Annotated in this window: 13 protein-coding genes; 9 read left to right on the top strand and 4 right to left on the bottom strand. The window is 65.3% G+C overall.

Translation table 11 applies throughout. The features are described from left to right. Positions 1 to 250 precede the first annotated feature (250 nt). The 4 genes from alaC to ABFA30_RS19230 all read left to right on the top strand — a co-directional run bounded on the left by alaC (position 251) and on the right by ABFA30_RS19230 (position 3,370). Positions 251 to 1,459: an alanine transaminase gene (gene alaC / locus ABFA30_RS19245; RefSeq protein ID WP_225788585.1), complete on the top strand. Its 1,209-nt coding sequence runs from the start codon at positions 251 to 253 to the stop codon at positions 1,457 to 1,459. 231 nt (positions 1,460 to 1,690) lie between these two features. Next, positions 1,691 to 2,077, top strand: a complete 387-nt coding sequence (locus tag ABFA30_RS19240; protein ID WP_410045804.1) for a YkgJ family cysteine cluster protein — start codon at positions 1,691 to 1,693, stop codon at positions 2,075 to 2,077. A gap of 137 nt (positions 2,078 to 2,214) precedes the next feature. Continuing rightward, complete coding sequence (locus ABFA30_RS19235) at positions 2,215 to 2,778, top strand: GNAT family N-acetyltransferase (RefSeq protein WP_225788587.1); 564 nt, start codon at positions 2,215 to 2,217, stop codon at positions 2,776 to 2,778. A gap of 52 nt (positions 2,779 to 2,830) precedes the next feature. Further along, a complete protein-coding gene (locus tag ABFA30_RS19230) occupies positions 2,831 to 3,370 on the top strand; it encodes a hypothetical protein (RefSeq protein WP_253080790.1) in 540 nt (179 codons plus the stop codon). 190 nt (positions 3,371 to 3,560) lie between these two features. Here ABFA30_RS19230 and mnmH read toward each other — a convergent pair whose 3' ends face one another. Together mnmH and selD are read right to left on the bottom strand one after the other, a co-directional pair. Beyond that, positions 3,561 to 4,679, bottom strand: a complete 1,119-nt coding sequence (gene mnmH / locus ABFA30_RS19225; RefSeq protein WP_410045803.1) for a tRNA 2-selenouridine(34) synthase MnmH — start codon at positions 4,677 to 4,679, stop codon at positions 3,561 to 3,563. Further along, on the bottom strand, positions 4,679 to 5,713 hold the full coding sequence (selD, locus tag ABFA30_RS19220; RefSeq protein ID WP_225788590.1) for a selenide, water dikinase SelD: 1,035 nt from the start codon (positions 5,711 to 5,713) through the stop codon (positions 4,679 to 4,681). Before selD ends, mnmH begins: the two co-directional genes overlap by 1 nt. Positions 5,714 to 5,913: 200 nt before the next feature. Here selD and ABFA30_RS19215 point away from each other — a divergent pair, with 200 nt between their 5' ends. Genes ABFA30_RS19215 through phnE form a run of 4 tightly spaced genes read left to right on the top strand, consistent with a single transcriptional unit; the run spans position 5,914 to position 9,144 of the window. After that, the gene (locus ABFA30_RS19215) at positions 5,914 to 6,768 is read left to right on the top strand and encodes a putative selenate ABC transporter substrate-binding protein (RefSeq protein ID WP_225788591.1); all 855 of its coding nucleotides are present in this window, start codon (positions 5,914 to 5,916) and stop codon (positions 6,766 to 6,768) included. Next, a complete protein-coding gene (locus tag ABFA30_RS19210) occupies positions 6,765 to 7,559 on the top strand; it encodes a phosphonate ABC transporter ATP-binding protein (protein WP_410045802.1) in 795 nt (264 codons plus the stop codon). Before ABFA30_RS19215 ends, ABFA30_RS19210 begins: the two co-directional genes overlap by 4 nt. After that, complete coding sequence (locus ABFA30_RS19205; protein ID WP_225788593.1) at positions 7,553 to 8,380, top strand: PhnE/PtxC family ABC transporter permease; 828 nt, start codon at positions 7,553 to 7,555, stop codon at positions 8,378 to 8,380. Before ABFA30_RS19210 ends, ABFA30_RS19205 begins: the two co-directional genes overlap by 7 nt. Next, positions 8,377 to 9,144 (top strand): phosphonate ABC transporter, permease protein PhnE, encoded by a 768-nt coding sequence (gene phnE, locus ABFA30_RS19200; protein ID WP_225788594.1) that lies wholly within the window; start codon positions 8,377 to 8,379, stop codon positions 9,142 to 9,144. The genes ABFA30_RS19205 and phnE overlap by 4 nt, the downstream gene beginning before the upstream one ends. Here phnE and ABFA30_RS19195 read toward each other — a convergent pair. Then, positions 9,107 to 9,658, bottom strand: a complete 552-nt coding sequence (locus ABFA30_RS19195; protein ID WP_410045801.1) for an N-acetyltransferase family protein — start codon at positions 9,656 to 9,658, stop codon at positions 9,107 to 9,109. The two genes, phnE and ABFA30_RS19195, sit on opposite strands and share 38 nt — an antisense overlap. 181 nt (positions 9,659 to 9,839) lie before the next feature. Between ABFA30_RS19195 and ABFA30_RS19190 the strand changes: the two genes are divergently transcribed. Further along, entirely contained in the window at positions 9,840 to 10,931 is a 1,092-nt protein-coding gene (locus tag ABFA30_RS19190; protein WP_368815353.1) for a diguanylate cyclase, read from the top strand. Between the two features lie 91 nt (positions 10,932 to 11,022). On the opposite strand, the gene ABFA30_RS19185 is transcribed toward ABFA30_RS19190, so the two are convergent. After that, the gene (locus ABFA30_RS19185) at positions 11,023 to 13,434 is read right to left on the bottom strand and encodes a TonB-dependent siderophore receptor (protein WP_410045800.1); all 2,412 of its coding nucleotides are present in this window, start codon (positions 13,432 to 13,434) and stop codon (positions 11,023 to 11,025) included. Between the last annotated feature and the right edge of the window lie 101 nt (positions 13,435 to 13,535).

The raw sequence follows: 13,535 nt of genomic DNA, 5'->3' as shown, positions 1-13,535 counted from the left end.
GTCGCCTGCTACGTGAAAACCCCGGCCTTGTGCCGGGGTTTTTCATTTTGTGCTGCTTGTGCCGGCTCCTTTCGCGGGCAAGTTCGAACACCGCAGATCTAATGGATTCAATAAATTCGTCTGAAAAACTCTGGGCAGACAAGAAAAATCCCTTTACAAAAATTCTCTTTCGGGATTATCTTCCGAATCGGCCACCGCAGTGGCCAACGTCGCTCGGACGGTTCCGGGCGCTTACGTCTTCGAGGAAAGCATGGCCGACCAAGGTTCGCCGCGCCGTTTCGCGCGCATCGATCGTCTCCCCCCCTACGTCTTCAATATCACCGCCGAGCTCAAGATGGCTGCCCGCCGCCGTGGCGAGGACATCATCGACCTGAGCATGGGCAACCCCGACGGTGCCACGCCGCCTCATATCGTCGAGAAGCTGGTGCAGGTCGCCCAGCGTGACGACACCCACGGCTATTCCACGTCCCGCGGCATCCCGCGCCTGCGCCGGGCCATCTCGCGCTGGTACCAGGAGCGCTACCAGGTGCAGATCGACCCGGAAAGCGAAGCCATCGTCACCATCGGCTCGAAGGAGGGCCTGGCCCACCTGATGCTGGGCACCCTCGATCACGGCGACACGGTGCTGGTGCCCAACCCCAGCTACCCGATCCACATCTACGGCGCGGTGATCGCCGGTGCCCAGGTGCGTTCGGTGCCGTTGGTGCCGGGCGTGGACTTCTTCAATGAGCTGGAGCGGGCGATCCGCGAGTCGATCCCCAAGCCGAAGATGATGATCCTGGGCTTCCCGTCCAACCCCACCGCGCAGTGCGTCGAGCTCGACTTCTTCGAGCGTGTGGTGGCCCTGGCCAAGCAGTACGACGTGCTGGTGGTCCATGACCTGGCCTATGCCGACATCGTCTACGACGGCTGGAAGGCCCCCTCGATCATGCAGGTGCCGGGCGCCAAGGACATCGCGGTGGAATTCTTCACCCTGTCCAAGAGCTACAACATGGCCGGCTGGCGCATCGGTTTCATGGTCGGCAACCCGGAGCTGGTCAGCGCCCTGGCGCGGATCAAGAGCTACCACGACTATGGCACCTTCACCCCCTTGCAGGTAGCAGCCATCGCTGCGCTGGAAGGCGACCAGCAGTGCGTGCGCGATATCGCCGAGCAGTACCGCCAGCGCCGCAACCTGCTGGTCAAGGGCCTGCACGAGCTGGGCTGGATGGTCGAGAACCCCAAGGCGTCGATGTACGTCTGGGCGAAGATCCCGCAAGCCTACGCGCACATGGGCTCGCTGGAGTTCTCCAAGAAGCTGCTGGCCGAGGCCAAGGTCTGCGTCTCGCCGGGTATCGGTTTCGGTGACTATGGCGACGATCATGTGCGCTTTGCCCTGATCGAGAACCAGGACCGCATTCGCCAGGCGATCCGTGGGATTCGCCAGATGTTCCGGGCCGACGGCTTGGCTCGCAAGTAAGCGACAAGCTCGTAGCTTCAAGCCGCAAGCAGGCCCGTGTGAAGGCGGCCTCTTGCGGCTTTTCAGTTCATGCGGGGTAGGAGGCCGACGCGATTCGTCTTGCAGCTTGCCGCTTGAAGCTGATAAATGGCGAGATTTTTTGCAATCCCCCTCTTCTCAACCCCCCATCCTTGGATTAAAAATGGCGCGCGGGCAGCGCCCCGATAACAACAACCTTCCCTCCGTGTCATCATGTCCGAATACAACCCTTGCCTTGACTGCGGCGCTTGCTGCGGGTACTTCCGTGTGTCCTTCTTCTGGGGCGAATGCCAGTCCGCGGGCGGACTGGTGCCCGATGATCTGGTGGTGCAGATCAACCCGACCCGGGTCGCCATGATCGGCACCGATGCCAAGCCCTGCCGTTGCATCGGCCTGGATGGGGAGATCGGCAAGCAGGTCGCCTGTACGCTCTACGCCAACCGTTCGACCCCTTGCCGCGAGTTCGAGGCGTCCTGGACCCATGGCGTGTACAACCCCAGTTGCGATGCCGCCAGGGCTCACTACGGGCTGGCGCCACTGACCCCGCCGGAAGCCAACGAGCCGCATTGGCCGGACGATGACGGGGCGGCGGTGGCCTGAACGGTCTGCTGTGGCATTGGGGCTGCACAGCAGTCCCCAATGGCAGCTGAAGCACTTAACTGGCCGACGCCACTGCTGCCTTGTCTCTCCGCTGACGCTAGACTGTCATCTTCTTCGCAATGGACAGGAGTCCCGGCGTGACCCCACCCCGCAGTTTCCCCAGCGACCTGTGCCTCGATAGCCCACGGCTGCAGCTGCGCCCCATGCGTCATGGCGACGCTCCTCGATGGTTGGCGATCATGGCCGATCCGGAGGTCATGCGTTACTGGCACCACGCGCCCTGGCACGACCTGGCCGAGGCCGAGAGCGCCCTGGCTGCCGATCGCGAGGCCTATGCCAGCGGCCAGATGCTCAAGCTGGGCATGTACCGCCGCGACAACGGCGAGCTGATCGGCATGGTCCAGTTGTTCAACATCGACGAAGCGTCTCGCCGCGGCGAGATCGGCTACTGCCTGGCCAGCGCCGTGCAAGGCCGTGGCTACATGGACGAGGCGCTGACCTGCTTCATCGACTACCTGGCCCATACCCTGCACATGCGCCGCCTGGAAGCGGAGATCGACCCGCGCAATACCGGCTCGGCACGTACCCTGGAGCGCCAGGGCTTCGTCCTCGAGGGCACCCTGCGGGCGCGCTGGTGCGTGGCAGGCGAGTTCACCGACTCGGGCATCTACGGCTTGCTGCTGGAGCCGCCTGTCGCATGAGGCCTGGGTGCTGTATGGTCAGGGGCCTGCCCAGCACCGATGGAGCACGCGGTTGCCTGCCTACTACCTGACCTTCAGCCTCCTGCTGTACCTGCTCGCCTTGTGTTTCGATGGCGTCCTGACGGGGGCCGGGCGGCACATGCCAGCGTTGCAGATGCTGCTGTATGGCCCATGGGGCGTGCCCTTCGGCTTGTACCAGTGGTTCGCCAACCCTTTGCTGGCGGTGGCGATCCTGGCGCACCGGCGCTTTCGTCGGCTGGCGCTGCTACTCGGGCTGGGGGCCCTGTACCTGGCCGCGAGCAGCTTCGGCATCGAGCGCCTGCCAGACAACCAGAGCTATGCCTTCCAGGACGTCACTGGCTTCGGTGCCGGTTTCTACCTGTGGTTGCTGGCCATCCTGCTGTTTTGCGTGGGCCAGGCCTGGTGGTGCTGGAAGGCGCGCAGTGCCAATGACATGCCTGACTGGCACTGGCTCGATGTGGCGCTGATCGCCGCGCTTGGCGTGACGCTGTATGCCGGGACCCAGATGCCTTCGCTGCAGTTCGATGTGGACAAGGTGCTGATGCCGCCGGAGCAGCCGCAGTCGTTTTGAGGGGGCGTGTGGTGTCAGCAAGGGGGCGTTCGAGGCGCTCCGGCAAGCCCGTTGGCTTGGCGAAGGCTGGGGCCGCTTCGCAGCCCTTTCGCGACACAAGGCCGCTCCAGGAGCCTGCAGATCGCATCATTGGTGATCGAAGCGGCCTTGTCGGGGCGCCGAGGCGCCGCGAATGGGCTGCAAAGCAGCCCTAGGGGGCTACGCGAGGTTCGCGCCGAGCCCTGGCCTTGAGGTATTCCCGCACTTCCACGCCATCCCCGGCGAACTCGATACGGCTGGCCTTGGCTTCGCGCTGGTAGGCATACATCGGGTCGTAGTACTCGTTGAGCAACCCTTCGATCCAACCCCGGTGCAGGCTCACATCGCCGCTGCGCAGTTGCTCGTCCAGCGCTTGCCCCAACAGGGCCGACAGGCGCTGGAAGCGCTCGCCGCCCAGGCGCTTGTGGATATTGGCCATGCTCTGCAGCATCCGCTCGGCGAACAGCCGGCGACCGTTCTCTTCGCCATGCAGGGCGACGAACTCGGCGCAGAGGTTGATCACGTAATCGCGCAGGATGCGCTCCACGCGATTAGCGAAGCTGTCTTCCAGCCACACCAGCGGGTACTGTTGCATGCCCTGGTACAGCTCCAGCGGCACCGAGCAGCTACCGACGATACGCCCTTCGTCTTCGAGCACGAACTGTTGCATGCCCTTGGCGCGCTTCTTCAGCACGTCGATGGCCAGGCGGTTTTCGAAATCGATCTGCGCCGGTTGTGCGGTGGCGCGCTTGCCGAAACTGGAACCACGGTGGTTGGCGTGGCCTTCCAGGTCGAGCACGTTGTCCAGCTGGTGCAGCACGTCGGTCTTGCCGGTGCCGGTGAAGCCGCCCACCAGCACGAAATCGCACTGCTCGACCGCCTGCTGGGTGGTCTCCAGCAGGAAGGTCCGCATGGCCTTGTAGCCGCCCTTGACCTTGGGGTACTGGATACCGGCTTCATCCTTCAGCCAGCCCTGGACGATCTGCGAGCGCAGGCCGCCGCGCAAGCAGTACAGGTAGCCGTGCGGATGGGCCTGGGCGAACGCGGCCCAGGCTTCCAGGCGCTGCTGCTTGGTGGCGCCGTTGACCAACTGGTGGCCCAGGGCGATGGCGGCGGCCTGGCCGTGCTGCTTGTAGCAGGTGCCGACCTTCTGCCGTTCCTGGTCGTTCATCAGCGGCAGGTTGACGGCGCCGGGGAAGGCGCCTTTGGCGAATTCGACCGGTGCACGCATGTCCATCATCGGCACATCGTCGAGGAACAACTGGCGGTAATCGGTGCAGTCGTGGCGCATCAGAACACCTCGACCGCGTGGCTCTGTCGCTTGACCAGCTCGCCGATCGGCGACAGCGACAGGCCCAGTTCGGCGGCCACGGCGAGGAACTCGGCTTCGCCTTCGGGGCTCACGGCCACCAGCAGGCCACCGCTGGTCTGCGGGTCGCACAGCAGGTGTTTCTGGTCGTCGTTCAGGGCGCCGATCCGGTGGCCGTAGCTGTCGAAGTTGCGCAGGGTGCCGCCGGGGATGCAGCCCTCGGCCAGGTAGTGCGCGACGCTGGGCAGGCGCGGCACGGCATCGAACTGCAGCCGCGCGGTCAGGCCGCTGCCATCGGCCACTTCGACCAGATGCCCGAGCAAGCCAAAACCGGTCACGTCGGTCATGGCCTTGACCCCATCGAGCTTGCCGAAGCGGCTGCCAGGGGTATTGAGGGTGCACATCCAGTCGCGGGCCAGCCCTTGGTCCTGCTCACGCAGCTTGGACTTCTTCTCGGCCGTGGTGAGGATGCCGATGCCCAGCGGCTTGGTCAGGTACAGGCGGCAGCCCTGGGTGGCGGTATCGTTGCGCTTGAGGTCGCGTTTGCCGACCACGCCGGTGACGGCCAGGCCGAAGATCGGTTCGGGCGCATCGATGGAGTGGCCGCCAGCCAAGGGGATACCCGCTGCGGCGCACACGGCGCGGCCGCCGCGGATCACTTCGCGGGCCACTTCCGGCGGCAGCAGGTTGACCGGCCAGCCGAGGATGGCGATGGCCATCAGCGGGTCGCCGCCCATGGCGTAGATGTCGCTGATGGCGTTGGTGGCGGCGATACGGCCGAAATCGTACGGGTCGTCGACGATGGGCATGAAGAAGTCGGTGGTCGAGACCACGCCGCGCTCGTCGTCCAGCGCATACACTGCGGCGTCGTCGCGCGAAGCGTTGCCCACCCAGAGCTTCGGGTCCAGGGCTTGGGCACCGCTCTCGGCGAGGATCACATCCAGCACCTTCGGAGAGATCTTGCAGCCACAGCCGGCGCCGTGGCTGTACTGGGTCAGGCGAATCGGCTCGCTCATACGCACCTCTGATTTTCGTGATGCGCGATTGTAGCAAAGCTGGCCTTTGCGCCAGCGCCTCTTATAATCCCCTCCATCCAGCGGCAAGCTTCAAGCAGCCAGCGAAAGCAGCCAGTGCACCGATTTGCTCTTTCTTGCAGCTCGTAGTTTCTTTGGCAGCTCGCCGCTGATCTTCCCCGCTATTGAACCGGAGAACCCCCATGCTCAAACGTCCCCTGGCGCTTGCCGCCGGCCTCGCGCTGTCCTGCTGTGCCGTCATCGCCCAGGCTGCTGAAACCTTGCGGGTGAGCGCCATCCCCGACGAGGCGCCGACCGAACTGCTGCGCAAGTTCAAGCCGTTGGGCGAGTACCTGGAGAAGCAACTGGGCATGGACGTGAAGTTCGTGCCGGTGGCGGACTACCCTGCGGTGGTCGAGTCGCTGGCGAGCGACAAGCTGGACCTGGCCTGGCTGGGCGGCTTCACCTTCGTCCAGGTGCACCTGAAGGACCCGGCCGCGACGCCGTTGGTGCAGCGTGAGCAGGATGCCCAGTTCACCAGCAAGTTCATCACCGCCAACCCGGACGTGCACAGCCTGGCCGACCTCAAGGGCAAGACCTTCGCCTTCGGTTCGATCTCGTCGACCTCCGGCAGCCTGATGCCACGTTACTTCATGCTCAAGAACGACAACATCAAGCCCGAGGGCTATTTCAGCCGCATCGCCTACTCCGGCGCCCATGACGCCACTGCTGCCTGGGTCCAGGCCGGCAAGGTCGACGCCGGCGTGCTCAACGCCAGCGTGTGGGACAAGCTGGTCGCCTCGGGCAAGGTCGATACCAGCAAGGTGAAGGTGTTCGCCACCACGCCGACCTACTACGACTACAACTGGACCGTGCGCGGCAAGATGGACCCGGCCCTGAAAGAGAAGATCAAGCAGGCTTTTCTCGCCCTCGACCCGGCCAACCCGGAGCACAAGGCGATCCTCGACCTGCAGGCCGCCAGCCGCTTCATCGAGACCAAGCCTGAGAACTACGTGGGCACCGAGCAAGCCGCACGCGAGGCCGGCCTGCTCAAGTGACTATCCATCTGCACGGCGCAGGCCTGCGCCATGGCCAGGTCCGCGCCCTCGAAGCGGTGGACCTGCGCATCGACAAGGGCGAGCGGGTGGCGATCATCGGCCCGTCCGGGGCCGGCAAGTCCAGCCTGCTGCACCTGATCGCCACCGCCGTACGGCCCAGCGCGGGGCATCTGGAACTGCTCGACGAGCAGCCCTGGGCACTGTCGTCCGGGGCCCGCCAGCGCTTGCGCGCGCGGGTTGGCCTGGTGCACCAGGCACCGCCGCTACCGCCGCGCCAGCGGGTGGTCACCGCCGTGCTGGCCGGGCGCCTGGGGCAGTGGGGAACGTTGCGCGGCTTGCTCAACCTGATCTATCCCAGCGATGTGCCGGGTGCTCGCCAGGCGCTTGCCGAGCTGGGCCTGGCCGACAAGCTGTTCGTCCAGTGCGGGCAGTTGTCCGGTGGCCAGTTGCAACGGGTGGGCATCGCCCGGGCGCTGTATCAGCGCCCCGACGTGCTGTTGGCCGACGAACCGGTCTCGGCCATGGACCCGGTGCTGGCCGAGCACAGCCTGGCGCTGCTCAACCGCCATGCCCGTGAGCACGGCGTGACCCTGGTGGCCAGCCTGCATGCGGTGGAACTGGCGCTGGCGCATTTCCCCCGGGTGGTCGGCATCCGCGATGGCCAGGTGGTTTTCGACTGCCCGGCCGAGGCCGTTACCGAGAGCCTGCTGGATGCGCTCTACGCCAACGAGCAACTCAGCTCACCGCCTGTGCCGGGGCCGACCTTGACGGTGCAGATCCCGCGATGCTGAAGGCCGATGCCCGCGACCCGGCGGCCTTGCCCCGTCTGTTGCTGACCTTGCTGGCCCTGGCCGTGTTGTGGCCAGGGGTGCAATTGAGCGAATTGAACCCCGGCGTGCTGCTGCAGGAGGAGAACCGGCAGCAGATGGGCAGCTTCGTCGCGGCCTTCTGGCCGCCTGCCCATGACCGCGACTTTCTCGCATTGCTGTTCGAGGCCACCTTGCAGACCCTGGCCGTGGCGACCGCCGGCATGGCCCTGGCGCTGCTGCTGGCGGTGCCGACGAGTCTGCTGGCCAGCCGTGCGCTGTCGCTGGGCGCGGCATCCCGGGGCGGGCGTGCCGGGCCCTGGTCGCGCATCCTGCGCCTGCCGGTGCGGGGCCTTCTGGTGTTCCTGCGCAGCGTGCCGGAGATCGTCTGGGCGCTGTTGTTCGTGCGTGCCGTGGGGCTGGGGCCGACCGCTGGCGTGCTGGCCATCGCCATCACCTACAGCGGCATGCTCGGCAAGGTCTATGCGGAGATCTTCGAGTCGGTCGACCAGCGCCCGGTCCATGCCCTGTTGCAGGCTGGCAGCGGCCGGCTGGCGGCCTTCTTCTACGGTATCCTGCCCAATGCGGCCGCGGAGGTGGTGTCGTACACCGTCTACCGTTGGGAGTGCGCGGTGCGGGCCTCGGTGGTGATGGGGTTCGTCGGTGCGGGCGGACTGGGGCAGCAGATCGACCTGTCCATGCGTATGTTCGCCGGGGCCGAAGTGGCGAGCATGCTGCTGGCGTTCCTGGTGCTGGTGATGCTCGCCGACCTGCTCAGCCGCATCCTGCGTGGGAGGTTGGCGTGAGCCGTTTGCTCAACCTGTCGGTGATCGTCTGCATCCTGGCAGCGGTGGTGGCCTCGTTCGGCTACCTGGAGCTGGACCTCGCCTCGGTGATCGGCCACGGTGGGTTGGCGCAGATGGGCGAATATGCCACGCGCTTCCTCAGCCCGGACCTGTCCACCGACCATTTGCGGGCAGTGGGTTGGGGGGCCTTGGAGACTCTGGCCATGTCCGGCCTGGGCACCTTGCTGGCGATGGCCCTGGGGTTGCTGCTGGCGCTGCCTGCCGCAGGGCGATTCGGTTGGCCCTTGCAATCGCTGGCGCGCCTGCTGCTCAACGCCCTGCGTGCCATTCCCGAGCTGGTCTGGGCGGCCCTGACCGTCCTGGCCGCGGGCCTTGGGCCGAATGCCGGCACCCTGGCGCTGGCATTGCACACCACCGGTGTGCTTGGCCGACTGTTCGCCGAAGCGCTGGAAAATGCACCCGCTGAGCCTGCTGCAGCCATCCGCCTGCAGGGCGGTAGCCAGGCCGTGGCGTTCTGTTTCGGTACCTTGCCCAACCTCTGGCCGCAGTTGCTCGCCTACAGCCTGTACCGCTGGGAGAACAACATCCGCATGGCCAGCGTGCTCGGCTTCGTGGGCGCGGGTGGGTTGGGGCAGATGCTCTATACCACCTTGAGCCTGTTCCAGGAGGCGCAGGCCAGTACGGTGATCATCGCCATGCTGGTGCTGGTGTTGCTGGTGGATGCGTTCAGCGACCTGCTGCGTCAGCGCTATGTGCGTGCTTGAGGTGGGGGGAGGGTGTAGCAAGAGGTTTATCGGGGTCGCAGAGCACTTGCCTCATCTGCACCAACGCCACCCTGCCACCCTCCGGCGCCTGCCGTTCCTCGATGCCAAACGGCACGAAGCCCAGCTGTGGATAAAGCAGCAACCCGGCGGTGTTGTGGTTGAAGCACGACACCCACACCTCCCGCGCCGCGAACTGTTCCCGTGCCTTGTCGATCATGCATTGCACCAGGTAGCGCGCTACGCCACAGCCACGCGCCTTCGGCGCCACCACCACATTACCCAGGGCGCACACGCCACCGTGCTCGGCCTTGTAGAAGTTGGCGAAGCCCAGCACCTCGTCATCGGCCTCGACCACCGTCGAGCCGCTGCGCTGGGCGATGGCTTCGCTCAGTTGGGCCGGGGTCAGGGGGTAGCTGGCCTTGGGGAACATGTAGAACAGCTCGTCCGGGCCCTGGGGAAAGCGGCAGATGGCAGCGATGTCGGCGGGCTGGGCAGGGCGGTGGTTCAGGCGCATGGCAGGCTGGAAGTAGTGGATTCCGAGATGACATTATCCATGCCCATGCAATTCGTCCAGGTTATTTGAAGTCGGCTTCTGGCTGATGGCACAATGCCGCGGTCGCCGTACCCCAGGGCCTTTCCCCGCCCTGTCGCCTGTCCGGTGCCCTCCAGGACAGCAGTCGAATCGGTGATCCTCTATGAGCGAGCGAACGGGTAAGGGCCTCTCTTTTGCCAAGCGCATGTACGTGCCGCGTGCCATCGGCACGGGGCTGGGCTTCTTCTGTGTGATGATCGGTATCTGGCCGCTGCAGCCGGCCTGGTGGACATGGGCGTTGCTGGTGGCCCATGGCTTCGTCTGGCCGCACCTGGCTTTCCAGATCGCCCGGCTGTCGTCGCAACCTTTTCGCTGCGAGCAGCGCAACCTGGTGTTCGACGGCTTCGCCGGCGGCTGCTGGGCTGGGGTCATGGGCCTGAATCCGCTGCCGAGCGTGATCATCCTGTCGATGATCGCCATGGACAAGATCGCCGCTGGCGGCTGGCACATGCTGTTCAAGACCCTCCTGGCCCAGTTGCTGGGCATCGGCCTGGGCCTGTGGCTGTACGCGCCGCCGCTGTTCCCCGAGACCAGCCAGGTGCAGATGCTCGCCTGCCTGCCGATCCTGCTGGTCTACCCCATGGCCATCGGCATGATCTGCTACCGGGTCACCGTACTGCTTGGCGAGCACAAGCGTGCCCTGGCACGCCTGAGCCAGACCGACAGCCTGACCGGGCTGATCAACCACGGTGCCTGGAAAGACCTGTTGCTGCGTGAATTCGAGCACTGCCGCGCCAACCACCTGCCCAACACCCTGGCTCTGATCGATATCGACCACTTCAAGCAGATCAACGATGGCCATGGGCATCTGGTCGGGGACAATATCCTGCGCATCGTGAGTGCCTTCTTTTCCAGTTACCTGCGCAAGAGCGACCCCGTGGCCCGTTATGGCGGGGACGAGTTCTGCGTCATGCTCCCCGGCACCACACCGGCACAGGCCAGGGAAATCCTCGAGCGTCTGCGCCAGGCCGTCGAGGAATACCGCGACCCTGCCTTGGCGCATTTGCGCTTGAGCCTGAGTATCGGCATCGCGCCGTTCGGGCTGCACCTGACCAATGCCGAGGCCTGGCTGCATGAGGCGGACACGGCGCTCTACCAGGCCAAGAGCGAAGGTCGCAATCGCACCGTGGTAGCGGGGACCAGTTGGGTTAACTGGTCCGGGAACAGCAGCACGGGCTTCCAACCGCAGCATTGAGACGACGCAGTTCCATGCCTTGGGGCCTCTGGCTCCCAAGGCCGGTGAGGACACGTTCACCGAGCTCATCGAAACCAAGGGCCCCTGTACCTCAGTAGGCGTAGCGCAACGTCGTCATGAAGTTGCGCGGCGCGCCATACAGCCCGGCGGCGGTGGTGGTGTAGTACTCCTTGTCGAACAGGTTGTTGACGTTGAGCGTGGCCGACAGCGACGGGGTGATCTGATAGCGCGCCATCAGGTTGGCCAGGGCATAGCTGCTCTGGGTGGTGGCGTAGCTCAGGTCGTAGCCGGTCTCGCTCTGCCAGTTCACCCCGCCGCCGACGGTCAGCTTGTCCAGCGCACCGGGCAGGCGGTAGGTGGTGAACAGCTTGACGCTGTTGCGCGGGATCTCGGTGACGATGCGATGGTCGTCATCGTTGAAGCTGACGCTGTAGGAGTAGCCGCCGGTGATCTGCCAGCCGTCGGCGAGTTCACCATTGACCTCCAGCTCCACGCCTTCGCTGGTGGTGCCGCTCTCGGCCTTGTAGGCCTGGTAGCCATTGGGTTGCAGGCGGTCACCGTCGGCCACCGCGAGGTTGTCTTGCTCGACCCGGAACAGCGCCAGGCTGGCATTGAGCCGGCCTTCGTAGAAGCCTGCCTTCAAGCCCAGTTCGTAGCCCGTGCCCTCCAGGGGATCGAGGGGGGTGCCATTGACGTCGCGGATGTTCGACGACTGTGGGTTGAAGATCTGCGTGTAGCTGGCATAGGCGGTCCAGGTGTCGTCCAGGTCATAGACGAAGCCCGCATAGGGGATGACGATGCCGGTCTCGGTGCGCTCGCTCTTGCTGCTCGAACCGGCATAGAGACGGCTCTTGTTCTCGCGGTTCCAGTCCACCACCCGTGCGCCGACGATGAGGCTGGCGGCATCGCTCAGGTGCCAGCGCGACGTCAGGTAGGCGCCGTACTGGGTTTCGGTCAGGTCGTCTTCGCCGATTTTGTTGAATACCGGTTTGGGCGCATGGCCGTCCCAGGTATAGATGTTGTCGATGGTGCCCTGGTAGCCGGACCCTGGGCGCTGCCAGCCGCCATAGTTGGCGGTGCCGCGCTCCTCGATGCGTGACAGGGTGACGCCGGTGATCAGTTCGTGTTCACGGCCGAACAAAGGGAAGGTGCCGGTCATGTAGGCGTCGAGGTTGTCCTGCTCGGGCGTGGCCTTCCAGCGGGTCGGCATGATGTAGGCCCCGGCACCGGTGGCCTTGTCGATTTCGCCGCTCATGTAGGTGACCACGCTGTCGTAGTCATTGCGGGCGTGGCTGTATTCCAGCTTGCCGCTCCAGCCGTTGGCGAAGTGCTGCTCGACCGAGGCGAAAAGTGTGCTCTGCTTGCGGTCGTAGTAGGTCCAGTCGGGCGAGGGGTTGAACGAGCGGCGGATGTCGGTCAGGTCGCCGTCGGTGGTGAACAGCGGAAAGCCCGTGCGCATCGGTGCGTTGGCGTGGGTGACCTGGTGGCTGAAGCCCAGTGTCAGCAGGGTCGAGTCGCTCAGGTCGAGTTCGGTGATGCCATAGAGGGTCGACAGCTCCTGGTTGAAGCGGTCGATCCAGGCATGCTGGTCCTTCTGGTCGGCGACGAAGCGGCCACGCACGTTGCCGCTGTCGTTCAGCGCGCCGCCCACATCCACGCTCAGGCCGTAGCGGTCCCAGCTACCGGCTTCGGCCGACAGCAGGACCTGTGGATCCACGGTGGGGCGCTTGCGGATCAGGTTGATGGTCGCCGACGGGTTGCCCAGCCCGCTGATCAGGCCGGTGGCACCGCGCACCACTTCGACTCGGTCGTACATGGCGGTGTTCTGGGTGTAGTTGTCCATGCGCGACGAGGTGGGTACGCCGTCGATCTCGAAGTTGTTGATCGGGAAGCCGCGCGACAGGTAGGTGGTGCTGTCGCCGCCAATGCTTTCGCGTACCACGGTGATGCCGGTGGTGGCGTCGAGGGCGTCGGTGAGGTTGTCGAGCTTCTGGTCTTCCAGGCGCTGGCGGGTCAGCACGGTGACCGATTGTGGGGTTTCCTTGAGCGACAGGTTCAGGCGGGTCGAGCTGCTCGACGACTCGGTGGTGTAGGAGCCCGAGCCCTCGGTGGTCGAGCCCGGCGCCTTGCCGGAGATGCTCAGGGCGGTCAGCTCCAGGGCGGTTTCTCCCGGTGCCGAAACCGGCATCAGCACGTAGCCGCCATTGCTCTGGCGCCGCGCCTGCAGGCCACTGCCGGCCAGCAGATGGGCCAGGCCATCCTCCACCGAGTAGTGGCCACGCAGGCCGGGCGAGGTCAGGCCTTGGGTCTGCTCGCTGGCGAACGACAGGTTCACCCCCGCATGGCTGGCGAACTGGCTCAGGGCGGAACCCAGTGGGCCCGGCTCGATCTCGAAATGACGGGCCTGGTTCTGCTCGGCAGCGTAGGCCGTGGGGATCAAGGGCGTGGCGATCAGGCCAAACAAGGCCAGGTGGATGGCATGGGCCAGGGCAAGACGGGGCATCGTGTTTTCCTAGGGTTGGCGTGGCAAAGGTGCGGCAGTTGTCGCCGCTTCAGTGCTTGGCCGAATGAGAATGAAAATCGGCAACCCTTTGCAGGAAATTT

It is taken from the genome of Pseudomonas sp. HLMP, assembly GCF_046365545.1.
GTDB classification, from domain to species: Bacteria; Pseudomonadota; Gammaproteobacteria; order Pseudomonadales; family Pseudomonadaceae; genus Aquipseudomonas; species Aquipseudomonas guariconensis_B.
The sequence above is the reverse complement of the archived record's forward strand: the minus strand, read 5'-3'. Positions and strand labels throughout refer to the sequence as shown.